Raw genomic sequence first — 26,128 nt, forward strand, 5'->3', positions numbered from 1 at the left:
AGCGCAGCGGAGAAGCTTGTGCCACACGGGCTTGCCCGAAAAACGTTGCCCAAGATGCGCAGCGAAGCGGAGTATCTTGGGCAACGGTATTGTATATGAAAAGTAGGCGATTTCGAAGTACAAAACTTTCAGTTAAGCACAAACTTTGAAACGAGCCAAAAACCTTATATTTAATACTATTTCGCCTATTTTTTATATACCTTGTTGCCAGTAGTTATTCATAATTATATCTTTCCATTAAGGTCGTATTTTCTTAAGAAATTCCATATTTCTTCGGTAGCGTCAATGTCCATATTACCTTGGTGACCTGGCCAGTCGTGTGCGCCACCTGTTACTTTAAGGTGTTGAATTTCTACTTCATTATCGCCATTTAGATAAGTAAATCTTTCTACAGTACTGCCATCAGTTGTATTAGAATTTGGAATTGTAGATATTATAGGTGTACTATCTGTGTTATTGTGATTTATCCAAAAGTTTATTACATCATCCACTCCTGAATAATTGACAACATTATCTTGCGTTCCGTGTATTTGAAGTACAGGTATTGGTCTTGTGGGTTGGCAATTATTAATTACGGGTTGAAACATTAATCCAGTAACCGAGCCAATGGCAGCAATTCTTTCTGAAAGCTCACAAGCCAGTAAAAAACTAAAAAATCCCCCATTGGACATTCCTGCACTATAAATTCGATTGGATTCTATGCTATAGTCTGCTTCTAGTTGATTCAAAAGAGCTTGTGTGAAATCAACATCTATATTGTTGTTTGCAGTAACCGCATTCCATTGATTCGAAATTCCATTAGGGTGAACAGCAATAAAATTTTCACTTTCAGCAAGTAAATAAAGTTTTGAATTGTTATAACTCGTTTCCATAGTACCTCCTAAACCGTGAAATGCCAATACTAAAGGGTATGAGGTTGTATTAGTGTAATTTTCTGGTATATAAACAATATAATCTCTAGTGGTCCCATTTACATTAAGTTGCTTTGTTATTTTTCCTGTAGAAATACCTTGTTCTGGATTCACAGGTTCGGTATCATCAGATTTATTGCAGGAAATCAAAAATAGGGTTATCAGAAAATATGAGACTTTTTTTATCATTATTTATTTTTTTAATTTGGACTAAATATTTTGAGTAAGGTTTAATTACTGGCAACGTTTTGCGTGTATGAGAAGTAGCGGATTAAAAAGCACTTCACTTTCAGTTTGGCACTGACTTTTATTAAAAGCACAGACCTTTGATTTAGCACTAAAACCGCTATTTCTTATACACGCTGTTACCTGCTGGCTATTTTTATTTCAGTTTATATTCTCTTCTCTATTTTAGAAAACATTTTTACTTTTCTGTCGGATTATCTTTTGGAAAAAAATTATAAACACCTTTTCCTTCTGCAATTAGTTCATCATTTTGGAAGGCTTTCATTTTCGTTACAAGTATTCTATTTCCAAATCTAACAATTTTGCCTTCTACAATTATTGACGATGCTTCTGCGCCTTTTAAATAATCTATTCTTATATCAATTGTTACTAATTTATCCTCAAAAGATTTAAAGTGAGTTCCGCCCGCAATTCCTCCAACAGAATCCATTATTGTTGCAATAATTCCTCCGTGCCATCTGTTTCTTCTAAAATCACCGACCACTTCGTCTCTAAAGGGAACGCTAACTCTTACAAATCCATTTTCGAGGACTAATAATTTCAGTCCTAAAAATTTATGAATTGGAATATTTTGTTCAATTACTTGTTTAAAAAATTCATTGTTTTGTACTGTCATTTCATTCTAGTTTATATTTTTTCACATCGCTCCAAATTTCTACCTTCATATTAGTATTTACATAAGTAGGTGTTTCTATTTTAATTCAGGATTCAATAATAAAACTACGTTCACTAAAAGCTGGAATAGTTGGTTCACCTTCGAAAAAATGCTTGATTTCATCTGTCTTATCTATAAGTCCCAAACTGTAAAGTACAGGAACGTAATGGTCGGGAGTAGGAGCGGCTAATTTCCCTAATTTATGACTGTTTTGGTAATTAATGAGATTGGCAAAGTTTCGGGAATCAATTTGTTGTTTAATCCAAGCATCGTATTCTGCCTCCCAGCCATAAGGAGTTGTATTGTTTGTGCGCATTTTTTGCATTGCCAATGGCAAATTATGGATAAGTGCACCGCTACCAATTATTAAAACCCCTTTGTTTCGCAATGATTTTAGTTGTTTGCCCAACTCATAATGATATTCGGGCTTGGCGTAATAGTCAATACTTAGCTGAAAAACAGGAATATTGGCATCTGGAAATAAGTGCATCAGCATTGGCCACGCACCGTGGTCTAAACCCCATTCCGTTGTTTGGGAAACGGAAGGAACAATTTTCTTTACTTCGTGAGCAATTTCGGGCGAACCTTTGGCATTGTAATACACTTTGTAGTATTCTTCTGGAAAACCATAGTAGTCGTAAATCTGTTTTTGATCAGGAGAAACATTTACGAATGTACCTTTAGTACACCAATGTGCTGATACGACCAATGCAGCTTTTACTTCATAATTTTTTTGAAGATTAATCCCTAAGTCATAAAGTTTTTGCCAAAATTCCCTTTCACTTCTTGAAACCGGGATGTCCATCGGGTTTCCGTGTGAGGTAAACAGCACCGGCATTTTTTTACTCTGTGAAGGAAGTGTGTCAGTAAAATTTTTAAGGCTGCTTAATGTTCCCATTGCGGTTAAGGCTAAAATTGATTGAAGAAATTTTTTGCGTTCCATAGTAATTTATAGTTTGGGTTGAATAGGTACTTTTTTATACCTGCCCCATGCAATGAAAAGTGCTATTGCTCCTAAAATCAAATTAAAGCCTAATACTTGATATTCGCCTTTGGTTATATGATATATAAAAGCGAACACCATAACCATAAAGACCCAACGCTGCCAAAGGCGTAAAAAATGGTTTAATGCGCAATAAGGCAGGCAGTAAAAGTCCGATACCGCCAAGCAATTCAGAAATACCAATGAACCTGACAAAAACCACAGAAAAGTCATTTACCCAAGGCATTGATTTTCCAAGTTCTTCAATGGGTTGAGTTGACTTCATAGCACCTGCCATTAAAAACATGGCTGCTAGTAATGCTTGTGCTACCCACAAGGCTATGTTTAGTGTTTTATTGTTTTTAATTGTCATATTTTATTGGTTGTCTGACAATTTTTGTGGTTTGAGGATGGATTGATTATAGGAGTTTGTAAATCATTGATAATAAACCCCAAAGGAGTGAACTGTTTTCCTACTTGACAATCCTCTACAAAAATTGTCAGACAACCTTTTTATTTTTTAAATTTAGCTAAGAGAAATTCTTGAACTGAAGTTGGTTTACGACCGAGTAGTTGAGTTAATTCAGTTGTAGGAACATTCATAGTATCCGCTGCAAAAGCAACTGCAAATGCTGCAAACATGCGTGCATACATCTCAGGAACACCATATTGCATTAAGGTTTGCTGATATTCTTCTTGTTCGGGAGAAACATAGTTTATCGCAACTCCGGTAATATCAGAAATGTACTTCGCAACTTCTCCAAACGACACTGGTTGCTCAATTCCAATGTTGTATGTTTTATTTTCGTGACCGCCCGTAGTTAACACATTAGCAAGTGCTTCTGCAATTTCGTTACGAAGTACAAAATTTATTTTTCCATCACCTGCCGGAACAAAAATGGTTTTGGTTTCTAATACCTGTTCACCTACAAAATCCATTAGCATATCCAAATAAAAAGCGTTTGCAAAAAGAGTATAAGTAATGCCTGATTCTTTAAGGTATTTTTCGGTTTTCACATGATCCTCGGTAATAAACCAAAGCGGAGATTTAGGGTCGTCATGGGTTCTCATAAAGCCCGTATAGATGATATGCTTCACACCACTTTCTTTTGCAGCTTTGATCGCATTGATGTGCTGCACCGCTCTGCTTTTTGTCATTTCGCTTGAAGAAATTAGTAGCAAAGTTTCTACGCCTTGCATAGCAGAGCGAAGGGAATCAAAATCATCATAGTTGCCTATTTTTACATCTACACCCTTAGATTTTAATTCTGCTGCCTTTGCTTCATCTCTTGCCAAAGCTGAAATTTGATTTGCTGCAACACCTTTTTCAAGCAGAAAGTTAATTGTTGACTTCCCTAGCTGTCCTGTTGCTCCCGTAATTAATACTTTATTCATAATGATTTTATTTTTTTTAGTGACACATTTTTTTAACTGTGCAAATATAGTTACTTTTGCTATACTTTAGTAACTATTATACCATAGTATATTACTATACTTTAGTATAGCATAAGCATAAACAGGATAAAATGAGCAGAATATCACAATTAGAAAGTGTAAAGAAGTGTTCGGGAGAGTTTGTTTTAGCCATAAACGATACGATGAACGTGTTGAACGGCAAATGGAAATTGCCGATAATAGGTTCTTTGCTCTATGGCAAAAAACGCTTCAAGGAATTGGAAAGGGAAATTCCTAAAATCACACCCCGTATGCTTTCCAAAGAACTGAAAGACCTGGAAGTCAACGGTATTGTAACCCGCACTGTTTATGATACCATACCTGTTACGGTAGAGTATGAACTGACAGAATCGGGAAACACCCTCAATATGGTTTTGGATGCTATGATAGCATGGGGCTTGCAACACCGAAAAATAGTTATCGGAAAAAAGAAGAAGGTTGCGGAAATTGTCAGTGTTTAACAAAGTGGTGGTTTTTAGAGGTGTCCTTAAATAGTTCCCGCTTCAATCTTTTCTTTAACAAGCGGAATTACTTTTGTCGCATAAACGCTTATTGCTTCTTTAACTATATCGTGAGGCATAGTTGCCAAAGGCATTTGAATTATAAACCTGTCAATGTTCAAATGGTTTATAAGCAACATAATTTTGTCAGCTACTTCTTCGGGTCCACCTACAAATAATCCTTGTCCTGAGGAACGTGCGTAATCAAAGTCGCTTCTTGTGTAAGGCGGAAAACCACGTTCTCCCAATAAGTGATTTCTGTAATACTGTATGTATGGAAAAAATGTGTCGGCAGTTTCTTTGCTGTAGTTAAGCACAAAACCGTGTGCGTGAACGCTGAATTTTAATTTATCCGAATCGTGTCCACTTTCTTGTGCTACCGCGCGATATAATTTTGCGTAATTACAGAAATCAACAATATTGCCACCCAACATAGCTAAAACCACGGGAAGTCCAAGTTTTGCCGCTTTAATGACTGTACTCCGCGAACCACCCAAGGCCATAGATATGTTCAATGGTTTTTCGGTACGTGGATAAACGCCTAAGTTGTCAATCGGACTTCTTGTTTTTCCCCTCCACGTAACAAATTCGTTATCTCTTGCTTTAAGTAACAATTCAAGTCGTTCATCAAACAATAAGTCGTATTGATTGAGGTCGAAACCAAACAAAGGAAATGATTCGGTAAATGCACCACGACCAACCAATAATTCTGCTCGTCCATTACTGATGGCATCAATTGTAGCAAAGTCCTGATACACACGAATGGGATCGCTGGTCGATAAAACGGTGACGGTACTACCCAATGTAATGTGTTTGGTATTTCCCGCAGCCGCAGCCAACACTATCGCTGGCGATGAAGCCGCAAATTCTCGTCTATGATGCTCGCCTACGCCATAAAAGTCAACTCCCAACTTGTCAGCCAATACAATGTCATCAACCACTTGTCGAATGCGTTCTGCTTGTGATATAGTTCTGCCCGTATGTGGGTCAGGCATAACATCGGCAAAGGTGGAAATGCCATATTCAATTTTCTTTTTCATACTTTATTATAATGCTAGCGGTGCTTCACTATTGTGGTTGATATTATTTACATTACTTATCTAGCGTGCATATTTTTCCTTCTTTCACTTCCAAAGCAGTTTCTGGATGCGTTTTTTACACAATAAAAAATTCAATGTTTAGTTCCATAATTCCTTTGAGTTTTATTTTTTTTCAGCTTGCAGGTAACGTTTTTCGGGACATGCGAAGTTCGGAAATTTTCGGCGCAGCCGAAAAAATTTTTGAATTTCCGCATGTCCCGTGTTGTACGAGGTTCGCAGCGCAGCGGAGAAGCTTGTGCCACACGGGCTTGCCCGAAAAACGTTGCCCAAGATGCGGAGCGCAGCGGAGTATCTTGGGCAACTTACTTATATGCGAACAAAATACCCCATTTGACGTACTTTTACAAAAAAAGATCATCGAAAGGGCTACGGACCTTTTGCAAGGTTTGCTGGCTCACGTGGGTGTACTTTAGCGTGGTTTTAATATCACTGTGCCCTAGAAGTTCTTGAATAAGACGTACATCCGTACCTGATTCCAACAAGTGAGTGGCGTAGCTGTGACGTAAAGAGTGAAATGTAACGGCCTTACGGACACCTGCTTTCTCTTTTGCTCTCCGGAAAATGGTCTGAAGACTACGCACGGAGTAGGGTTCTCCTGGTAACTGTCCGGCAAATAGCCATGTTGTTGGTTGATACTCCAAGAGGTAAGCCTGCAACAAACCAACCAGAACAGGGCTTAGGGGCACCATTCGATCTTTGCTTCCTTTAGAATTTACGATGTGAATCGTCATTCGTTCCAAGTCAATGTCGCGGGTCTGCAATTGGCAAACTTCACTCACCCTCAGGCCTGCACTGTAGGCAATGTAGACCATCGTTTGGTGCTTTTTGTTCTCAATCACAGCAAATAGTCGCCGTAACTCTCCTGCCGATAGCACACTGGGTAAGCGGCTGTTTTTTCGAGGTCGCTTGAGCTCGTAGACCGTCCTTGGTTGGTTCAGTACCTTTTCATAATAGAACTTAATGGCGTTAATGTGCTGATTGAGCGTAGACAGCGCGATATTGCTTTTTGCTAAATCGTTGCAGTACTCCTGAATCTCTTCGCGATTTCGATCTGCTAAACCCTCCTCACCAAGGCGTTCCAAATATCGCTTAAAACAAGCCGTATAGGTTTTGATGGTGTTCCAGCTATAGCGCATACCAATGAGCAAATCGGTGTAGGCCCGAACGATATCTTTCTCATTCGTTTCCAGCTTTTTCAACAGGTGCTTTTGCCTCGTCGACCAATCACGCCTGTCCAACCCAATGGCGAGTTTAACGCCCTGATAATATAAAGTAACACCAAGGTCAGAGAAATGTCCCGCTAATTCCTTGATCAACTGGATATTATTAGGGATAAGCCAACCGCCTTCTGCTTTTGAATATCTCCGACCAGCGATCCGCTTCACCGCCGCAATCGTATCTACCCGATACGGAAAATTGACTTTTAGCCAATCGTCCAAGCTTGGATGGGCAACAACTCGCGCGCACAGTCCTTGTGGCCCTGATGAAGCATCGGTCAACGAGTTTTTTTCAGGTGTTCTGAGTATTCCTTCTAGCTTTCTGTAATCCGATTGCTCCCAGTACTGGTAGCGTTCTTGCAATGCCAGAAGGTTGCCCTCACTGGCTTTCATTACCCAGCAAGCTTCGGTTTTGTGCCAGTAGGCAGACTCCAAGCTTCGTAAAAAAACAACTTCTTCCCGTTTATAAGCCAATTTAATGGCTAAATATCCTCCTCGCAAAGCAATATGGTCAGGCTTTATTTTTGGCCTTATGTCAACCTTGTGCCGTGGTCTTCCTTTGGCAGTAGTTGAAGAAAAAGGGATGTCCGTATTGTCAGGCGCATTGGAAGACAGCCCGGTCCGGAAATTTGCTGCAGGAGTAAGATTTAAATCAGGGGAAATCGCGCTTAAAGCTTCAGCAATTTCAGGGCCAATAGGTAGATGCCAACACTTGCGCGTTTCACTCCACCTTCGCCCGGGGATTTGCTTTATCTTATCAACCAGTTTTTTTTCGTACCCAAAGTTTAAAGCCCACCGCTTTTCACCACGATGAGTAATGGGTTCTATTGCTATGTTAGAGCGCGACATTTTTCAAGAATTAATAAGCTTGACTTTCGGCATTTTTCTGAAAGCCGTAAAAGGATGCGCGGCGATTGGATCGCCACTTTGAGTAGAGCGACTTTAATAACGCTAGTAGAAACGATTTGTAAATTTCCAAACGCCAACTTTTACAATCGATTTGGGAATTAATACTTAATCGTCTACTATCCCTTTACCCTTTACCCTTTACCCTTTACCCTGAGGGTGTGAAGCAACCCGCATCTTTCTACAGACTTTTGCTGAAAGCCAAAATAAGTGTTTTTGTTTAAAACTCTGCACAAAGACAACAAAATAGTTATTTATTTACAATATTGCAAATTCTCTCAGCTTTTTTAGGGATTTAGGGCTATTCGGGGTACCCGAACCGAATCCCGATCTTTGGTTGATGATTGGATGGATGGTGCTTAGAAAATCTTACATCTACCCCGTAGGGATGCCTTCGGCAAAATTTCTACAGGCCATCTTCCAGGATTGAATTTACGAATCCAACCACGCAGATAATATCCAATCACCCTGTCATTCCCATAGCTTCACTGCACCAGCCCACCAGCCCCCTGCAAAGTCTCCTCCACTTGAATAGAATGTGTTATTTTGCCTCAGTATAGTCCTCCATCTCAGGATTACAATTCAAAAATCAGCTTAATTCATACTGTTCACTATGTTGAAATACCTACTTTCCATCCTGATACTTGCACTGAGTATTAGTGGCTTTAGCCAAACCGACACCACTGCGGTTCAGCAGGATTCTGTCAAAAAAGAAGACAGCAAAGAACCATTGCCACTAGAGGCCACCCGCAGCATTCGCATCAATACCGACAATGGCACCTGGCTTTCGCTGGATGTTAGCCCCGACGGGAAGACCATTGCTTTTGATATGCTGGGCGACTTGTATACGCTACCTATTGCTGGTGGAAAAGCTACCCGTATCACGGAAGGCCTGGCCTTTGATTCGCATCCGAAGTTTTCGCCTGATGGCAAATCGCTCCTCTTTCTTTCTGATCGCAGCGGCGGCAACAATGCCTGGATCATGGACCTCGAAAAAGGAGACAGCACCCAGGTTACCAAAGGCAACAACGACAATATGCAGTCGGCCGAATGGACACCCGACGGGCAGTACATCGTCGTCAGTAAAGGTACCCGTAACCTCAAGTTACACCTCTATCACCGCGACGGTGGATCGGGTGCTCAGCTGATCAAAAAACCGGAAGCCTTGAAAACAGTAGAGCCGGCTTTCGGTGCCGACGAGCGTTATATCTGGTTTTCTCAACGCAAGGGAGCTTGGCAGTACAATGCGCAGTTTCCGCAATACCAACTGGCCACTTACGATCGCGAAACCGGGAAAATCGCCACTCAAACTGCTCGCTACGGATCGGCCTTCACACCTACCCTTTCGCCTGACGGTAAATGGCTGGTGTACGGTAGCCGATGGAACGACGAAACCGGCCTAATGGCTCGCAACCTCGAAAACGGTGACGAAAAGTGGTTGGCCTACCCTGTACAACGTGATGAGCAGGAATCTATCGCCCCGCTGGGCGTACTCCCGGCCATGTCATTTACACCTGATAGCAAGCATTTGATCGCTTCTTACGGTGGCAAAATCTACCGCCTGCCTATGGATGGTGGCGATGCGGTGAACATCCCCTTCCAGGTGGATGAAGAACTGGCAGTAGGGCCGCGCCTGAAGTTCAACTACCCGATCAGTGATGATCCGATGATGACGGTGACCCAAATCCGTGACCCCAAGGTTTCTCCTGATGGCAAGCAGGTTGCCTTCACGGCACTCAACCGGCTATACGTCATGAATCTTCCTGATGGTAGCCCACGCCGCCTGACCAACTTCGACTACACGGAAGCCATGCCCACTTGGAGCCCTGATGGCAAACAGATCGCATTCGTGACCTGGAATGATACCGATGGTGGCCACCTTTACAAGGTAAACGCAGCAAGCGGTAGCACCCCAACCCGACTGACCCAAATGGCTGGTGTCTACTCTGAACCCGCTTGGAGCCTGACCAAAGACCGCATTGTGTTTATGAAAGGCAGCAAGCAAACCTACAAAGACGGCGACAGTCCTTTCACCTTCGGCACGCAAGATGAACTCCGTTGGATTGCTGCTAGTGGCGGCGAAAGCCAGTTGATTGAAAAAAGCAAAAACCGGGCTACTCCTCATTTTGTAGAAGGCAAAGACCGCATCTATCTGTATGGGCTGGGAGGACTTCAGTCTATCCGCTGGGATGGTACTGATGAAAAGACCATCGTTAAAGTTACCGGTATCACCACTTATGGTTCCATCCATGATATTCTTGACCATCACCATCACAGTTTGCCGGAAACGGTAACAGAGCCGCAAAAGAAACCCTCTAATGCCTCAGTGATTATGATGGCACCACAAGGTGATCAGGCGATGGCCAAAATTAACAATGAGATTTACACCGTTACGATTCCTTACCTCGGTGGGGAAACCATTACCATCAATGTAGCTGATGCCAGCAAGGCGGCTTTCCCGGCAAGGAAGCTCACCAAAATAGGCGGGGAATTCCCTAGCTGGAGCAATGATGCCAAACTGGTTTACTGGTCGATAGGAAACGCCTTTTTTAGCTATGATTTAGCTGCAGGCAAAGCCCGTGACGAAGAAATTGCCGCCAAAAAGAAAGCCGCTGCTGCTGAAAAAGCTGCCGCTGCCAAGAAAAAAGAAGAAGGTGGCGAAGAGGACGGGGAAGAAGAGGAGAAAGAAGAAGAAAAAAAGGACGAGGAGAAGAAAGAGGAAGATAAGCCCTACGAAGCCGCAGAACTGCGCATCAAGGTAGAAGTACCACGGGACATTCCACAAGGCACGGTCCTATTGCGCAACGCGCGCGTGATCACCATGAAAGGCGATGAAATTTTCGAGCAAGGAGAAATTCTTATCGAGAACAATCGCATCAAGCAGGTGGGAGCTGCTGGTAGTATCACCGTTGGCAGTAGTGTCAAGACGATGGACATGAGTGGCAAGACCATTGTCCCTGGTTTCGTAGATACGCACGCCCACATGTGGCCAGCTTGGGGTATTCATAAAAATCAAATTTGGATTTACGCGGCCAACCTCGCCTATGGCGTTACGACTACGCGTGATCCGCAAACGGCAACGACCGATGTACTTACCTACGCCGACATGGTGGACGCGGGTATGATGTACGGCCCTCGGGTATATTCTACCGGCCCAGGGGTGGGCTTCTGGTCTTACAATATCAAAAGTCTCGATCAAGCACGGGAAGTACTCAAGCAGTACTCGGAGTATTACCACACGAAGACGATCAAGATGTACCTCACCGGTAATCGCCAGCACCGTCAGTGGATCATCATGGCCGCCAAGGAGCAGGAATTGATGCCCACCACCGAAGGCGGGCTGGACTTCAAGCTGAATGTTACCCAAATTCTGGATGGCTATCCTGGGCACGAGCATGCCTTCCCGATCTACCCGCTTTACGAAGATTTCAAAGCCTTTGTCTCGGAGTCTCGTACCACCTACACCCCTACCCTGTTGGTAGCTTACGGTGGCCCTTGGGCAGAGAACTACTACTATGCAACAGAAAATGTGCAGGGTGATCCCAAGCTCAATTTCTACACCCCAAAATCGGAGCTTGATGCCAAATCACGCCGTCGTAATGCGGGTTGGTTTATGAAAGAAGAGCATGTATTTGAAGACCATGCTGTATTTGTCAAAGACCTGGTAGAAGCCGGTGGTTTGGCCGGTGTTGGTTCTCACGGACAGCTCCAAGGGTTGGGCTACCACTGGGAATTGTGGAGCGTACAGTCTGGTGGACTGAAAGAACATGACGCCTTGAAAGTAGCAACCATTTTCGGTGCCGAATCTATAGGTTTGGAACAAGACCTGGGCAGTATTGAGCCTGGTAAGATTGCTGATCTGGTCATCTTGGGTAAAAACCCGCTGGAAGACATTCGCAACTCCAATACGGTAGAGATGGTCATGAAAAACGGCCGCCTCTTCAATGCGGAAAACCTGGACGAGGTGTACCCACAGGTGCGCAAAGCACCTGCCTTTGAGTGGCACCAGGCTGCGCCGGAAGGTGTGCCGGGGATACGGAAGTAAATATTTTGTTCTCGGACAACTTTAAGTTGCCCGAGAACACTTTTTAAGATCGACACTTATTTGTAGAATAGGAATAAAAGCTTTAACATTGCCTCACTGGATTTTATAGAACATCATATTTTACCAGCCATTTTTTCATAATATTTTATTGTGAATTAGAGAGAAGTATACCTAATTAAACCATAGGTGTTCCTACATCTATTCTCTTGGCTTGGTTTCTTTTCACTAGACATTTTCAAGAGTATCATGCGATGGAGTAGCCTCCACTCGTACTGGTTATTTTTTTGGCGTTTTGGGATTTCCTGACAAATACTAATGTAGGCGTCAGGTTTACTTTATTCTACCATTGGTTTTGTATTTGAGAACCCAAAATATTTTGCTTTTAACAAATACCCTTCCGGTGATCCATGAATTTCCTACCATTGGTTCACTTTAAGAGGGCACATTACTTTTACTCACTAAAATTTTTAAAATGAAGTATTTAATCACCCTGCTTTTACTGGGCACAGTGCCGCTCCTGGCTCAGGACATTTCGGTAACAGGTACAGTTACCGATGATGCAGACGGCCAACCATTGATTGGTGTCAATATTCTGGTAGAGGGTACTGCTACCGGTACCATTACGGATCTTGATGGCAATTACCGCTTGTCGGTACCGGCAGACGCTACCCTCGTTTTTTCTTACACGGGTTTCACCCCCGAAACGGTCGCTGTAAACGGCCGTAACCTTATTGATCTTTCTATGACTGCGGGAACCCGCTTGGACGAAGTGGTCGTAACTGCCTTAGGTATTTCCCGCGAGAAAAAAGCCCTGGGCTATGCCGTTCAGGAGCTCAATGGGGACGAACTTACTGCCACGCAAGAGAGTAATCTGGTAAACTCTTTACAAGGGAAAGTAGCCGGCGTACTGATCAACAGTTCGTCTGGCGCCCCTGGTGCTGGTTCTAACATCGTCATCCGAGGTATTACCTCTTTTGGCGACAACAACCAGCCACTCTTTGTTGTCGATGGCGTACCTATTGACAATAGCACCATTGCAGGTAACAACCTTCCTAGTGCAGGGTCTAATTCTCCCGGCAGCTCCGAACAATCGAGCTTTACCAACCGGGCGGCGGATATCAATCCTGCGGATATTGCCAGCGTTTCGGTACTAAAAGGCCCTGCTGCAACAGCACTTTACGGTCTTCGTGCTGCAAATGGTGTTATTCTGATCACGACTAAAACAGGTACAGCGGGTAAGGCCCAAGTTTCCTTGAACTCATCTTATGGCATTTCAGAAATTGCGAAACGCCCCGAATATCAGACGGACTATCGCGAAGGTCGCTTTGGCCGGCTGCGCTTCAGAGGCGATGGTTCTCCTCTGCGTTTCCAGCAGTTTGGCCCCAAGGTATATAGTGGACTTACCCCTCAATTTGATCCCATTGACGACTTTTTCCAAAGTGGTTATTCCCAGGATCATTCACTGAGCATTTCCGGAGGAACCGACAAGGCAACCTTCGCTACGTCTTTTTCTTACCTTGACCAAGAGGGTATTATTCCTAATTCTACCTGGAGCCGCCTTACCGGGCGTTTATCGGGTACCGTGAAAGCGTCTGACAAGCTCAAGTTTACCGGTTCGGTCAACTACACCAACTCTGGTGGTAACAAGCCTCACTCGGGCGACAAATCTATCTTATCTTCCCTGAGTTACCATGTGACCAGCTTCGATGTCAACGATTACATCAATGCCGATGGTAGCCAACGGGATTATTCCGGTGGAATCATTGACAGCCCACGCTACCTAGCTGAATTTTCTACTCTCAATGATGATGTAGACCGCTTTTTAGGTAATATGGGTTTCACTTATGAGCCTACCGATTGGTTTACGTTGAGCTATCGTGCCGGGCTGGATTTCTACAATGATTCTCGGGTACGTGTAGTACCTGCTGGTTTGGATGTCTCTTCCCAAGTGGGTGGTTTCATCATTGAAACAGACATTGATCAGCGTCAATTCAATGGCACGCTAACCCTGAATTTCAAGAAGCAACTGACTGACAGAATTGGTGCAAACCTATTGTTGGGTCATGAAATGAATGAGCGTCGTAGCGAATCCACCAATGTACGTGGAGAACGTTTCACTGAGCCTGATTTCTTTCACCTTAGCAACACCGAAGTAAGCTTCATTGACAACAGCAAGTCTTTGCGTCGGATCGTCAGTGGTTTTGGCCTTCTGAGTCTTGATTTTGATAATGCTATCTACCTGGATATTACGGGGCGTAACGACTGGTCGAGTACCCTGCCTATAGAAAATAGATCGTTCTTCTATCCTTCTGCTAGTTTGTCTTTAGTACTTTCCGAATTGATGGGCCTGCCAAGTTTCGTGACCTTTGCCAAAATTCGTGGATCTGTAGCACAGGTAGCAAAGGATACCAACCCTTACCTTATCGGAACCCTCTACGGCCAGGACCCTGCTTTCCCGCAGTTTGGCACCAACGGCTTCCGTCTGAATTCTGTTTTCGGCGATCTCAACCTAAAGCCAGAAACGACCACCTCCTCGGAAGTGGGGCTTGATTTGCGCTTTTTCAACAATCGCCTGGGGCTGGATATCACTTACTACCAGCAGAACTCTAAAGATCAGATTTTGCAGGTTCCGGTATCAAATACTACCGGCTTCTCGCGCTTCCTGACTAACGCCGGAGAGATTGAGAACAAGGGTATTGAGGTATTGCTGAATGCTACACCAGTAGAACGTGGCGATTTCACCTGGGACGCTTCTCTTAATTACACCCGTAACCGCGGCGAAGTAATTTCTATCCGTGATGGCATTGAGGAAATCGTCCGTTTTGAAGGTACTGGCGGTATCACTTACAAGCTTGTTCCTGGCGGACAAGTGGGTGATCTATATGGCTATGCGTTCAATCGCGATGATGCAGACAATTTAATCATTGGCAGCGATGGTTTCCCTTCGCTGAACCTGGATACCTTAGTAAAAGTAGGCAATGCTTTGCCCAACTTCACTGCTGGTCTCACCAATACATTTCGTTACAAAGGTGTAGGTTTATCTGTTCTTTTGGAATGGCGTGATGGCGGCGACATGGTAGACATGGGCATCCGTAACAGTATCCGTAATGGACTGCTTGAGCAAACAGCTCGTCGTTACGAAGAAGTTATATTTAATGGTGTTACCGAAACTGGCGAAACCAATACACAACCCGTAGAGATCACCGGCGAAACGCTCTACCGTAGTTTTGCTCGTTATAACGGCGCAGCAGAAGTGATCCTGGAAGATGCTTCTTGGTTCCGTATTCGTCGGGTGAGCGTTTTCTACGATCTACCGAAAGCTTTGCTCGGAGGTGGCAAGTTTATTTCTACCGCAAGGGTAACCCTTACGGGGAACAATCTCTTTATCAACACCCCTTTCCGTGGTTTTGATCCAGAGACCAACTACCTAGGTTCAGGCTCTAGTATCTATGGCTTTACTGGTCTTCAGACGCCAGGCGTCCGTACCTATACCGCCAGCCTAAACCTGACCTTTTAGTATTCCCTTTATCTAATTAAAAACTGATTATTATGCGCAAGCATTTCAAATATATTATCCCCTTGTTGCTCCTCGTATTTTCACTAACCAACTGTGAAGACTACCTGGATATCAACGATGACCCCAACAACCTCACAGAGGTCGGTTTGGCGTCCTTACTTCCTGCTATTGAGTTCCGACTGGCTGATGCTCAGTATTCAGTGTCTTACCAAGCGGCCCAAGCTACCCAGCAGACCGCCTCTTATTTTGGCTATTTTGAGAACTTCCGGATGGGAGGCGCATGGAGTATTCTCTACCTGCGTGTATTGGCAAATGCTGACATTTTGGCTCGCCAAGCAGCAGCAGCTGAGGTACCTAACTACGAAGGCATTGCCTATGCTATCCAGGCTTACGCCTTGAGTACCGTAACCGACAGCTGGGAAGCAGCGCCTTGGACGGAAGCCTTTGACGGTAGTAATGACCTGGAACCTGTTTATGATGAACAAGAACAGCTCTACGCTACCATCAATACTTTATTGGATAAGGCTACTCCCCTACTGGAGTATGAGGTTGTTGATTGTAACAACGAAATTTGCGTTAGCGCTGGCAGTGATCTCATTTACGGCGGCGACATGAGTAAGTGGCTAAAAATGGTCAACGCACTACGTGCACGCATGGCGATCCACCTGCTAAATAAAGGTACGGGCAATGCTACAGCGGCGATCACTGCGGCTGGACAAGCCTTTGCCAGCAATGACGATGATTTCCAGTTTGCCTACAATGATGTAGAACGCAACCCTGCTCATACTGGAATTGCATTAGCGGTAAACACANGTAACTTTACCGTAGCACCAGGCGGCTATGCTGTACGGATGCTCAATGGCGAGCTATACAATGTTGCTGATCCACGTTTAGAAATCTTATTTGGTACAGCAACCGAATACATCGGTATCGACAGCTACGATGATGATGCTCCGGCGAATACGGTCGACTTTTCAGAGACCACGTTCCACAGCCGCGAACAGACGCCTATGTTTATGCTCACTTTTGCAGAGATGAAGTTTATCGAAGCAGAAGCACAACTGGCGCTAGGACAAACTGGCCCGGCTTACGACGCCTACCTCGCTGGTATTCAAGCCAGCATGGACAAATACGGTGTTGATCCGACAGCGGCTGATGCTTACCTCAATGATCCTGTAGTAGCAGTAGGTGCAGCAGCACTGACCAACGAACTGATCATGAAGGAGAAGTACATCGCGCTTTATTTCAACTACGAAGTATGGACCGATATGCGCCGCTACAACTATAGCAGTGACGTTTACCGCAATTTCGTCATTCCAGATACCGACCTTTTTGGTGGCCCTGCCCAGCGAGCACTTTATCCTACGGACGAGTTTAACCGTAATGGTGCCGAAGTGAGCAAAGTAGTCCGCGATTTTGAAACACAGATGTGGCGCGACCTCAATTAATTACAAATTTATCGACGATGAGCATTGCTCCTCGTGCTTAATAAAAAGACAATTATTATGAAATCAATTCATATTAGCCTATTTCTTTCAATTTTGGTTTTAGGCTTTAGCTCTTGCTACGAAGAGCCAGATTGGCTAGCTGACAATACTACGCCAGGAAGCGGCAACTTCCCTGTTATTTCTACTTTTGGGACCTCCAACGGCAGCGAATTCGCTGTCGGTGAAACAGCCCAATTAGACCTGCGTTTCTTTTCAGTAGATGAAATTGACCGCATTGTTCTTTCCAGCATTATCAATGGAGTAGAAACGGAGGAAGAAACTTTCGCTTATACACCTAACTTCTCGGAAGACAGCCAAACGGATGTATTACTCATGAGTTATACCGTACCCACAGGCTTGGCCTCAGATGTAACTACCATTTCGCTCAAGGTAGAGATCATCAATAAAAATGGCTTGACCAGGGATAGTAGTGTTGACATCGATATCCTCATGTAAGTAATATTGATGTGATCGTATAAAATAGGCTCTCGGACAATTCAATTTGTTCGAGAGCTTTTTTGTGTAAAACACAGGACTACTGCATCCCTTTGAGCAAAAAAACATGAGATACTTTGTACTAATTATTACTCTTCTCTCACTGAATTCCCTTAATGCCCAATATGGCACCAACTACCAATTTCACTTCACCCTGCGAGATTCAACAACCGGATTTGACAGTACCACCGATGAGCACAAGGTAAAAACCAGTAAAGGGGGCCGTCGTCTTGTAATAAAAACCAAGGACTACAATTATCATATCTACTCCGAAGCGGGTTATTCCTTATCGGCCCAAGATGGCAAAGTAACCGTCGTCTACGGAGTTATTCCTCCTCGCGCTCACCTTGAGCTAACCATACAGCGGCGTGGGCACGGTAATAAAGCCGCCTTACATCTGGCCCTCACTTACTTGCAGAAGGACGATTTTTCGGAATTACATTGGCAACAAGACAGCCTAATACTCGACTTATCCTACCAGAAAAACCTAATAGATTATGAACTTATCACTCCTAAAACAGCAGAAGGCCATAGAGACCTCAGCTGTTTTTTGTTGGCCCAATGCCCTCCTACCTGGCAACTTACTCAAAGAGGAATAGACAAAGAAGAAGCCCGCAGAATCCTGAAATTCAAGCGCATAAAATACCGCCTCGATCATCAAGTTGATAGTTTAATTTCGGCGCACTTTCTCAATGACATTTTTCTGGAACTTTTTGATCTGGAATGCGCCACGGGTTACTATCATGCTAATCTTGTGCCGCCACGCAACCATTGTGAGGTCCTTGTAGATACCAGTCTGATGGGGATGAGACAATTGTATAAACTTAAAGCACCTCAGCTTACTACACCTTTCTATTTGGACATTCATACGTACGAAGGCTATGGAGCCTATTTTAGCAGTCATTATTTTGGCAAAAAGCGTTTTACCCGCCATGAATTAAACTTCCTACCTGCGGAAGAGATCAGTCGATTTGCACAAGAGGAATTTCCTGATCTAGACTTTATCGCAGATGAAAATGGCCAGCCCGTTGCCACCTTGATCTACCTTGCGGAACAACCTCGGAACATTACTGAAAACCATGATTATCCATTTGAACTGCGGGACATTCCTGTGAAAAAAGACACCTCTAATTGGCCTGGCACTTTTGCCTATTATCTCCAACGCCCGCTTCCGCAAGTTGGGGACCTTTGTGGATATGAGAACTATTACTTTTATGCACACACGACACGTTTTATCATGAAAACAGAAAATTATTACGACCTTCTCGACGAATAAAAACCGAACGCTATGAATGCGCTACGCGAGCAATACCCTGCTTTAGAAAACTTCACTTACCTCAACTCCTGCTCCTCGGGCTTAATGTCCAAGGAGTTACTGGCCTTTCGGCGAAACCTGGATGAAGACTATCAACTTCAGGGGAGTAATTTCCGGGCGGGGGTGTACGATAAAATCAGGGCAATCAAAGCTGTTATAGCAAACACCTTTGGCGGTAATACTGAAAGGACAGCGCTTATCCCCAGTTGTTCGCACGGTATAAATATGGTGCTGGATGCCTTAGCGAATGGCCAAAAGGTGCTGCACCTACCGGGAGATTATCCTTCGATAGTCTGGCCCTTTACAAGCAGAAATTTTGTCTGTACGACTTTAGTAGTCGAAGGGCCTGACACCTATTCCCTGGAAACGCTAAGTGAGGCCATCGAATCGCAGCACATTGAAATCCTCGCCGTTAGTGCTGTTCAATATTCCAATGGAGAAATCATTCCTCCTGCTACTTTTCGGGCGCTGAAAGACCGATTTCCTGATTTGCTTATCATCGTTGATGCGACTCAGTTTCTGGGAATAGCTCCTTTTCATTTTCACGAAAGTGGCATTGATTTGTTGGTTGCCAGTGCCTTCAAATGGTTATGTGCGGGGTATGGTAACGGCGTCTTGTTCATCAGTGAAGCATTGGAAAAATTACTCAACTCGAAACTCAGGGGCTACAACACCTACAAGAACCCCCGCAAGGAAGGTGAGCCCACCACCGGAGAGTACTTTGAACCCGGCCATCAGGATTTACTGGCGTTTCAGTCGCTGCGTTTTCAAGTAGAACAGCATCAGGCTATTGGCTACGACCAAATTCAGGCCCAAATTCAAAAGGTAAAAAACTATGCTCGGAGGAAAATCGTTGCGGAAACGCCCTACACCATCATCACCTCCGAAGATCCCGGTATGGCATCGGGCATCCTTTCAGTGGAAGCGCCCCCAAAACTCGTGAAACACCTCAACGAGCAGCAGATCGTATGCTCCTATAATCGAGGCTTGCGCCTGGGGATTCACTTTTACAATAATGAAGAAGATATTGATCAGTTGGTGAGGGCGATGAAAGATTAGTTCCAGGCTTTTATATAAGATTCTATGTGACTATGTGATAAAAAACTTCCTTTAAGTGCCTTTGGTGGTTCAATAAAACTACCACCCTCCCTCCAACAAGCTCCCACTCAAGCGTAGCAGCTCCAACTCGCGTTGTTTAGCCAAGAGCTGAGCCTGTAAAAAACGGGTATTCGCATTGACAACATTGAGCTGAATGAGGCGAAAATCTACATTGGTCAGTGCACCTAATTCGTATTGGCGTTGAGCGATGAACAGGGCTTCTTGCGCCGCGGCTAGGCTTTGCTGCTCTAGTTCGGTCTGACGAACACGACTTTGCCAGCGGGCGTAGGCCACTTGCAGCGAGGCTTCCGTTTCCAAGATCAGGTCTTCGGTACGAAGTTGCTCCGTTTCTACCTGAATGAGGCTGTTCTGGCGTTGTGCTTCTTCGCGGCCACCGGAGAAGAGGTTGAAGCGGACGCGGATGCCATACTCCGGGCCAAAACTACGGCTAGACTCTAGGAAACCGACCTCATTGGCCTGCCTGTTAAAACCAAAGCTACTGTACAGTTCTACCTCGGGAAACAAGGCGCCTTTGCGTATATCTACCTCACTGATGGCAATGAGTTCCGCCAGCTGTTGTTGGTTCAGGGAGGCATTATTGGTACGGGCGCTTGCCGCCAGGGCAGGTAGTTCGAGGTTGGGGCTAAGTTGGATACTGTCCGTCGTTTGAATCGGAGTCACCAAGTCGCGGTTGATCAAGCGATTGATAACAATGGTCAGTTCCTGAATTTGCGCCAGCTGATTGACAATCAGCGCACTGTCTGTATTACAATCTACGCGAGCCAGCTGTACATCCAGCATATTGGCGTTGCCCAATTCGTAGGAGTGTTCGGTAAAATCCAGGCGTTCCTGCGAAACGTCCAGCGATTCACGATAGGCAGTAAGCAGCTGATTTTCTTGTTGAAGCTGATAGTAAGTGCTAGCCAGATCCGCTACCGTTTGTTCCATAAAAAAGCGGGTATCGGCTTTGCTCAGCTGTTGCAATTGAGCCAGTTGCTCCTTGCGGGCAAACATTGCCAGGCCATCAAAAACGATCCAGCTGGCCTCCATGTTTGCGGTAGTAGCGGTACTTTTGGCATTGTTGGCTTCCTGGGAATCACCTGTGAAAAATTGCTGCTGGGAATTGTTGACGGAAGTGCGGCGCTGTGCCGTGATATTCACCTCGGGGAGCATGCCGGCGTTGCCTCGCGTGTTATTGTTGGCTGCCGTACGTTCCGTGTTGCGAACTATACGGATTTGGTAATTTTCCTGTAATGCTCGCTCAATGAGTTCGCTGAGACTCAGCTGAATTTCAGCCGACCCAGTTTGGGCCTGCCCTTGCGTGGTGTAAACAATACCCAGAAATAAAACTGCTCCAGCTATTAGCCCCCTGAAGTTCTGCATATTAATATTCATTATTGTGCGGTCATATCTTCCAATAAGGTCTTATCTTTCTTACTGGTAATAAGCGTATAAAGAACGGGGATTACATAAAGCGTCAGTACCAATGAAAACACCAATCCGCCAATGATCGCTACCCCCATCGGGATACGACTAGTAGACCCGCCTCCCAAGGCAAGAGCTATCGGCATCGCTCCAAGAATGGTGGCCATACTCGTCATCAGAATAGGGCGAAAACGCTGAGCCGCCGCATCTACCGCCGCCGCTTCAATACCCAACCCATCCTGGCGGCGCTGGTTGGCAAACTCTACGATCAGGATGCCATTTTTGGTCACAATACCGACGAGGACAATCATCCCAATCTGGCTAAAGATATTCAGGGTGTGATCAAAAAGCCACAGGGCCAAAATAGCTCCACCAATGGCCAAAGGCACTGTAAGCATAATCGTAAAGGGGTCGCGGAAGCTTTCAAATTGCCCCGATAAAGCGAGGTAAACCAATACCAAGGCCAGCAAGAATGCGAAAACCAAGCTCCCTGAGCTTTCGCTAAATTCTTTGGAGGTTCCAGCCAAACTGGTGGTATAACTCTCGTCCAGCAAATCCTTGGCGATAGACTCCATTTCTTCAATTCCTTGCCCGATAGTGATCCCATCTTTAGGGGCAGCCGAGAACGTAGCCGCTGCAAATCGATTGTAGCGATAGAGCTGTGGAGGGCTACTGGCAAAATTGGTTTTTACTAAATTATCCAACTGGACAGGCTCCCCCAGATCATTGCGAACAGTTATTTTTCCAATATCCCCCGGCTCATCACGCGCGGAACGTATCGCTTCGCCAATGACAAAATATTGTTTACCGTCCTTTACAAAATAACCAAAGCGCTGACCACTATAAAGCAGCTGAAGGGTTTGTGCAATATCAGCAACCTCCACCCCCATCTCGCGGGCTTTATTGCGATCAATCTCAACTGTTAATTCTGGTTTATTGAACTTCAAATCAAGGTCAACGGCATCGAAGACCGGGCTTTCACTGGCTTTCGCCATGAACGGTGGGATGATTTCTTTCAACTCCTTGATGGTCGGAGCCTGCACCACAAACTGAATCGGAAGCCCACGGCCACCGCCACTCACCTGGATGGTTTGTTCCTGCACCACAAAAGAACGGGCAAAATTATAGTCACGCATCTTTTCGCTTAACTCACTGGCCAGTTGCATCTGGCTTTTTTCCCGCTGAGAGGAAGGCCACAAAGTGAGGCGCACAAAACCACTGTTAATACTATTGGAGGAACCAAAACCAGGAGATGTCACCGACAATAGAGATTCTTTCTCTGGCAAGGTGTCGGTCATTTCGACAATCTGCTTGATGTAGGCATCCATCATCTCGTAAGAGGTGCCCTCCGGGGCAGTAGAGAAAATCCGTAATCGCCCCTTGTCTTCCAGAGGTGCCAGCTCGGAAGGAAGCAAACGCCCCACTCCAAAAACCAATGCAATCGACCCCAAAATGATGGCAAAAGAAATCCACTTGTGGTTCATAAAGCCCTGCAATGAACTTTCGTACCTATTGCCCAATCCTTTGAGACCATCACCGATCCAGTTGCTCAATTTGCTCTTGGGACGGCCTTTTTTCAAAATACGTGAACACATCATAGGTGTCAGGCTCAAACTCACAAAGGAGGAAATGATCACACTTCCCACCACCACTACGCCAAACTCTCGGAATAGACGCCCCGTCACACCCTGAAGGAAAATTACAGGAAGGAATACCGCGACCAAAGTGATCGTGGTTGAAATTACCGCAAAGAAGATTTCTCGTGATCCCGAAAAAGCAGCCTGCACCCTGTCCTCGCCTCGCTCTACCTTGGCGTAAATATTCTCCATTACCACGATGGCATCATCGACGACCAATCCGGTAGCAAGTACGACTCCAAGTAACGTGAGGATGTTGATCGAAAAATCTGCGATATACATGACGAAGAAAGACCCGATCAAGGAGATAGGAATCGCCAATACCGGGATGAGGGTCGTCCGCCAATTTCGCAAAAAGAAAAAGATCACCAGTACCACTAACCCAAAGGCAATGAAGACCGTTTGCTGAACTTCTTCAATCGCCCGGCGGATACTGATCGTCGTATCCAACGCTACCCCGAGTTGAATATCATCGGGCAAGTCCTTCTTAATTTGCTCTACCCGCCGTTTGACTTCATCGACTATTTCAATGTAATTGGAGCCAGGCTGAGGTTGAATGGCAATACCGATCATTGGAATGCCGCCATTCCCTCGTAAGAGGCTACGTTCATTTTGTGGTCCAAGGCGGGCTTGCCCTACATCTTTGAGTCGAATCAGTGCCCCTTCCTTTTTTGCGATAAGCAAGTCATTGAACTCCTCTTCTGTAGACAAGCGACCAAAAGTACGAATGACCAACTCTGTACGGTAGCCTTCAATGCGACCAGTAGGTAATTCTACGTTTTGAGACAACAATGCATTACGCACATCCAACGGCGTAAGTTGGAAAGCCGCCAGTCGGTCGGGGTCTAGCGAAAGGCGCATGGCATAGCGTTTATCTCCCCAAATATTGATCTCACTCACGCCGCGAATAGTTTGCAGACGTTCTTTAAACATATTGAGCCCAATATCAGAGAGTTCCAGCAAGCTACGTTTTCCACTTTGTACGGTCAAGGCAAAAATCGTCTGCGCATCGGCATCGCTTTTTTGTACAACGGGTGGGTCAGCATCAGGTGGTAAGCTACGAATGGCTTGTGAGACCTTATCACGAATATCATTCGCGGCATTATCCATATTCACACCAAGGTCAAACTCTACCCGAATCGTACTACGACCATCAGCACTGATAGAGTTCATGGTATTGATCCCACTTACACTGTTGATTTCTTCTTCGAGCGGCTCTGTAATCTGTGACTCCATGATATCTGCACTAGAGCCCGTATAATTAGTCGTCACCGTCACAATCGGAGGATCAACGCTGGGGTATTCTCGGATACCAAGATAACTAAAACCAATGGCCCCGAAGAGTAAAATAACAATGGTAAAAACCATAGCCAATACAGGGCGCTGTATGCTTAACGAGGATAGATTCATGAGCCTAGTTATCCATTTTTTCGACCACTACTTCATTTCCTGCCTCCACCTTCATCCCATCTGCAGCCTGCAGGAGGCCTGCTACCATAACGGTGTCGCCAGCACTCAGACCTTCCTGAATCTGTAACAAGCGAGGAAGACGAACCCCTGGTTTGACGGTCATTGCATGAATGGCTCCTTCTCTGATCTGATAAACGATTTGGTTGTCCAACTGTGGAATGACAGCCTCGGTAGGTAGCAGCAAGGCATCTGGAATACTATCCAATGTTAGGTTAACTTCCGCAAAAGCACCGGCAATGAGCTTCCCGCTTCGGTTAGGCACACGGGCACGTATGCGAAGGGCACGGGTAGTTTCGTTGATGACCGGTTCGCTAGCGTAGACGGTACCCTCGTAAGTAGCATCCTGCCCCGCAACGGTGAACCGTACCGACTGGCCGTTTTTGATCTGGGAGGCATAGCGTTCCGGCACACTGAACTCCAGCTTAAGTGGATCAAGCTGAACCAATCGGGCTACCGGAGCACCTACTTGTAGATAAGCCCCAGGGCTAACCGACCGCAAGCCTATTTGCCCGCTAAAGGGCGCACGGATGAGCGCATAATCAATCATCACTTCCAGCTCCTGCTGATCGGCTTCGATGGTGGCTACCTGTAGGGCGGCGTTATCCACTTCGGCCTGGCTGATGCCTTTAATCTTTAGGAGTTCCTCCTGTCGGGTAAGCGTGGTCTTTGCTGTTTGCAACTGCGCTTCCAATTTTTGGCGTTGAGCGACCCACTGGCGGTCATCTAGCTTGACCAGTAATTGTCCTTTGGCAACGCGTTCTCCTTCCTCAAAATGGATGCTGGTAATCAGTCCCGAAGTTTGGGCACTGAGCATTGCTGACTCACCAGCCATCAAGGTGCCCGTCAGGCTAATTTTATTAGCAATCGGGCGGGCTTCCAAAACCACGTAATCCGCTTGCATAACCTTGGCGGGCGTAGCACCGTTACCAACAGCCGCAGCTTTTTCCTTGCAGCCCCCCAATACCAGGATAGAGAAGCCAAGCAATAAATAATTAATTATCCTCATTATTGGGTACGAAATGAATTTGATATTTATCGTCACCTTCTGATTGTAAGGCTTGAGTCATTCGCTCTAGTGCAACTTCCAGATTGGTAATACCCAGCGCTAGTGCCTCTTCTATACAAGCTAAATTGCTCTGCTCTGCTGCTTTTTTGATTTCGGGAATCATCGTTTTTGCCTTAGGAGTTAGCTCCAGTAAATGCGCCCTTCGATCTTTTGGATTCGGAACCCGGCGAATACAATTTTCGCTTTCAAGATAATCTAGCATTCTTACTACAGTAGCCTTATCCAGGTAGAGTTCTTCCCCTAACAGGGTTTGATTAATATCTCCTTCATATTGTTCAATTATGACTAATGGATAGTAATAACGCTTTAGCGGCAAGTCTTTTAATTGCTCTAAAAAGTGATTAGCGTAAGCTTTTGCGAGTTTACTAAAAACCTTACCAAAAGGGGGAGGAAAGTGATTGTTTTCTAACACAATTTAATTTTAAAATAGTTTGCACTGTCAACTATTGTAATGAAACACAAATTAATAAAATTTGTTCCATCAGTACAACGAATCACAGCTAATTATTGGTGAACATTCCTTCTCGTGAAGTTAATAAAGCTGTCCTAGATAAAGAAGCCTAAGGTGGTGAATGGTTAGAGAACTATAAAAAACAACGGG

18 protein-coding genes are annotated in these 26,128 nt (G+C 45.0%); 7 read left to right on the forward strand and 11 right to left on the reverse strand.

What is annotated here, in order from left to right:
• Nucleotides 1-224 precede the first annotated feature (224 nt).
• The 5 genes from A3EU_RS0106725 to A3EU_RS0106745 form a co-directional block, all read right to left on the reverse strand.
• Nucleotides 225-1,100 carry an extracellular catalytic domain type 1 short-chain-length polyhydroxyalkanoate depolymerase gene (locus A3EU_RS0106725; RefSeq protein WP_020535370.1) on the reverse strand — a complete coding sequence of 292 codons (876 nt, stop codon included), beginning with the start codon at nucleotides 1,098-1,100 and terminating at the stop codon, nucleotides 225-227.
• Nucleotides 1,101-1,335: 235 nt separating this feature from the next.
• Nucleotides 1,336-1,773: a PaaI family thioesterase gene (locus A3EU_RS0106730; protein WP_020535371.1), complete on the reverse strand. Its 438-nt coding sequence runs from the start codon at nucleotides 1,771-1,773 to the stop codon at nucleotides 1,336-1,338.
• Between the two features lie 85 nt (nucleotides 1,774-1,858).
• Nucleotides 1,859-2,755, reverse strand: coding sequence for a dioxygenase family protein (locus tag A3EU_RS0106735; protein ID WP_020535372.1), 897 nt, complete (start codon nucleotides 2,753-2,755; stop codon nucleotides 1,859-1,861).
• Nucleotides 2,756-2,837: 82 nt separating this feature from the next.
• The gene (locus A3EU_RS29615; protein WP_211213907.1) at nucleotides 2,838-3,167 is read right to left on the reverse strand and encodes a DoxX family protein; all 330 of its coding nucleotides are present in this window, start codon (nucleotides 3,165-3,167) and stop codon (nucleotides 2,838-2,840) included.
• A gap of 140 nt (nucleotides 3,168-3,307) precedes the next feature.
• The gene (locus A3EU_RS0106745) at nucleotides 3,308-4,189 is read right to left on the reverse strand and encodes an SDR family oxidoreductase (RefSeq protein ID WP_020535373.1); all 882 of its coding nucleotides are present in this window, start codon (nucleotides 4,187-4,189) and stop codon (nucleotides 3,308-3,310) included.
• Nucleotides 4,190-4,320: 131 nt separating this feature from the next.
• Here A3EU_RS0106745 and A3EU_RS0106750 point away from each other — a divergent pair, with 131 nt between their 5' ends.
• A complete protein-coding gene (locus tag A3EU_RS0106750) occupies nucleotides 4,321-4,710 on the forward strand; it encodes a winged helix-turn-helix transcriptional regulator (protein WP_020535374.1) in 390 nt (129 codons plus the stop codon).
• Between the two features lie 26 nt (nucleotides 4,711-4,736).
• On the opposite strand, the gene A3EU_RS0106755 is transcribed toward A3EU_RS0106750, so the two are convergent.
• Together A3EU_RS0106755 and A3EU_RS33825 are read right to left on the reverse strand one after the other, a co-directional pair.
• Nucleotides 4,737-5,777: an LLM class flavin-dependent oxidoreductase gene (locus tag A3EU_RS0106755; RefSeq protein WP_026211260.1), complete on the reverse strand. Its 1,041-nt coding sequence runs from the start codon at nucleotides 5,775-5,777 to the stop codon at nucleotides 4,737-4,739.
• A 413-nt stretch (nucleotides 5,778-6,190) separates the two neighbouring features.
• Nucleotides 6,191-7,915 (reverse strand): tyrosine-type recombinase/integrase, encoded by a 1,725-nt coding sequence (locus tag A3EU_RS33825; protein ID WP_020535376.1) that lies wholly within the window; start codon nucleotides 7,913-7,915, stop codon nucleotides 6,191-6,193.
• 670 nt (nucleotides 7,916-8,585) lie between these two features.
• Between A3EU_RS33825 and A3EU_RS0106765 the strand changes: the two genes are divergently transcribed.
• From A3EU_RS0106765 to A3EU_RS0106790, 6 genes are all read left to right on the forward strand, one after another.
• Nucleotides 8,586-12,017 carry an amidohydrolase family protein gene (locus A3EU_RS0106765; RefSeq protein ID WP_020535377.1) on the forward strand — a complete coding sequence of 1,144 codons (3,432 nt, stop codon included), beginning with the start codon at nucleotides 8,586-8,588 and terminating at the stop codon, nucleotides 12,015-12,017.
• 472 nt (nucleotides 12,018-12,489) lie between these two features.
• Nucleotides 12,490-15,534: a SusC/RagA family TonB-linked outer membrane protein gene (locus A3EU_RS0106770; protein ID WP_020535378.1), complete on the forward strand. Its 3,045-nt coding sequence runs from the start codon at nucleotides 12,490-12,492 to the stop codon at nucleotides 15,532-15,534.
• Between the two features lie 32 nt (nucleotides 15,535-15,566).
• On the forward strand, nucleotides 15,567-16,982 hold the full coding sequence (locus A3EU_RS0106775; protein ID WP_020535379.1) for a SusD/RagB family nutrient-binding outer membrane lipoprotein: 1,416 nt from the start codon (nucleotides 15,567-15,569) through the stop codon (nucleotides 16,980-16,982).
• 57 nt (nucleotides 16,983-17,039) lie between these two features.
• Nucleotides 17,040-17,477: a hypothetical protein gene (locus tag A3EU_RS0106780; RefSeq protein WP_020535380.1), complete on the forward strand. Its 438-nt coding sequence runs from the start codon at nucleotides 17,040-17,042 to the stop codon at nucleotides 17,475-17,477.
• Between the two features lie 106 nt (nucleotides 17,478-17,583).
• Nucleotides 17,584-18,792 carry a hypothetical protein gene (locus A3EU_RS0106785; protein WP_020535381.1) on the forward strand — a complete coding sequence of 403 codons (1,209 nt, stop codon included), beginning with the start codon at nucleotides 17,584-17,586 and terminating at the stop codon, nucleotides 18,790-18,792.
• Between the two features lie 12 nt (nucleotides 18,793-18,804).
• Nucleotides 18,805-19,890, forward strand: a complete 1,086-nt coding sequence (locus A3EU_RS0106790; RefSeq protein WP_020535382.1) for an aminotransferase class V-fold PLP-dependent enzyme — start codon at nucleotides 18,805-18,807, stop codon at nucleotides 19,888-19,890.
• Between the two features lie 78 nt (nucleotides 19,891-19,968).
• Here the strand turns inward: A3EU_RS0106790 and A3EU_RS0106795 are convergent, their stop codons facing one another.
• Genes A3EU_RS0106795 through A3EU_RS0106810 form a run of 4 tightly spaced genes read right to left on the reverse strand, consistent with a single transcriptional unit; the run spans nucleotide 19,969 to nucleotide 25,939 of the window.
• Nucleotides 19,969-21,324 (reverse strand): TolC family protein, encoded by a 1,356-nt coding sequence (locus tag A3EU_RS0106795; protein ID WP_020535383.1) that lies wholly within the window; start codon nucleotides 21,322-21,324, stop codon nucleotides 19,969-19,971.
• Nucleotides 21,324-24,401 carry an efflux RND transporter permease subunit gene (locus A3EU_RS0106800; RefSeq protein WP_020535384.1) on the reverse strand — a complete coding sequence of 1,026 codons (3,078 nt, stop codon included), beginning with the start codon at nucleotides 24,399-24,401 and terminating at the stop codon, nucleotides 21,324-21,326. The genes A3EU_RS0106795 and A3EU_RS0106800 overlap by 1 nt, the downstream gene beginning before the upstream one ends.
• A gap of 4 nt (nucleotides 24,402-24,405) precedes the next feature.
• The gene (locus tag A3EU_RS29625) at nucleotides 24,406-25,467 is read right to left on the reverse strand and encodes an efflux RND transporter periplasmic adaptor subunit (protein WP_020535385.1); all 1,062 of its coding nucleotides are present in this window, start codon (nucleotides 25,465-25,467) and stop codon (nucleotides 24,406-24,408) included.
• Complete coding sequence (locus tag A3EU_RS0106810; RefSeq protein WP_020535386.1) at nucleotides 25,454-25,939, reverse strand: MarR family winged helix-turn-helix transcriptional regulator; 486 nt, start codon at nucleotides 25,937-25,939, stop codon at nucleotides 25,454-25,456. The genes A3EU_RS29625 and A3EU_RS0106810 overlap by 14 nt, the downstream gene beginning before the upstream one ends.
• Nucleotides 25,940-26,128: the final 189 nt, after the last annotated feature.

It is taken from the genome of Lewinella cohaerens DSM 23179 (genome assembly GCF_000379805.1).
GTDB lineage: Bacteria > Bacteroidota > Bacteroidia > Chitinophagales > Saprospiraceae > Lewinella > Lewinella cohaerens.

Excerpts from the sequence above, each read along its gene's own strand:
- A3EU_RS0106735 (WP_020535372.1), bottom strand. The coding sequence starts at position 2,755 with ATGGAACGCAAAAAATTTCTTCAATCAATTTTAGCCTTAACCGCAATG.
- A3EU_RS0106790 (WP_020535382.1), top strand. The coding sequence starts at position 18,805 with ATGAATGCGCTACGCGAGCAATACCCTGCTTTAGAAAACTTCACTTAC.
- A3EU_RS0106785 (WP_020535381.1), top strand. The coding sequence starts at position 17,584 with ATGAGATACTTTGTACTAATTATTACTCTTCTCTCACTGAATTCCCTT.
- A3EU_RS0106745 (WP_020535373.1), bottom strand. The coding sequence starts at position 4,189 with ATGAATAAAGTATTAATTACGGGAGCAACAGGACAGCTAGGGAAGTCA.
- A3EU_RS29615 (WP_211213907.1), bottom strand. The coding sequence starts at position 3,167 with ATGACAATTAAAAACAATAAAACACTAAACATAGCCTTGTGGGTAGCA.
- A3EU_RS0106795 (WP_020535383.1), bottom strand. The coding sequence starts at position 21,324 with ATGAATATTAATATGCAGAACTTCAGGGGGCTAATAGCTGGAGCAGTT.
- A3EU_RS0106750 (WP_020535374.1), top strand. The coding sequence starts at position 4,321 with ATGAGCAGAATATCACAATTAGAAAGTGTAAAGAAGTGTTCGGGAGAG.
- A3EU_RS0106800 (WP_020535384.1), bottom strand. The coding sequence starts at position 24,401 with ATGAATCTATCCTCGTTAAGCATACAGCGCCCTGTATTGGCTATGGTT.
- A3EU_RS29625 (WP_020535385.1), bottom strand. The coding sequence starts at position 25,467 with ATGAGGATAATTAATTATTTATTGCTTGGCTTCTCTATCCTGGTATTG.
- A3EU_RS0106730 (WP_020535371.1), bottom strand. The coding sequence starts at position 1,773 with ATGACAGTACAAAACAATGAATTTTTTAAACAAGTAATTGAACAAAAT.
- A3EU_RS0106780 (WP_020535380.1), top strand. The coding sequence starts at position 17,040 with ATGAAATCAATTCATATTAGCCTATTTCTTTCAATTTTGGTTTTAGGC.
- A3EU_RS33825 (WP_020535376.1), bottom strand. The coding sequence starts at position 7,915 with ATGTCGCGCTCTAACATAGCAATAGAACCCATTACTCATCGTGGTGAA.
- A3EU_RS0106725 (WP_020535370.1), bottom strand. The coding sequence starts at position 1,100 with ATGATAAAAAAAGTCTCATATTTTCTGATAACCCTATTTTTGATTTCC.
- A3EU_RS0106770 (WP_020535378.1), top strand. The coding sequence starts at position 12,490 with ATGAAGTATTTAATCACCCTGCTTTTACTGGGCACAGTGCCGCTCCTG.
- A3EU_RS0106765 (WP_020535377.1), top strand. The coding sequence starts at position 8,586 with ATGTTGAAATACCTACTTTCCATCCTGATACTTGCACTGAGTATTAGT.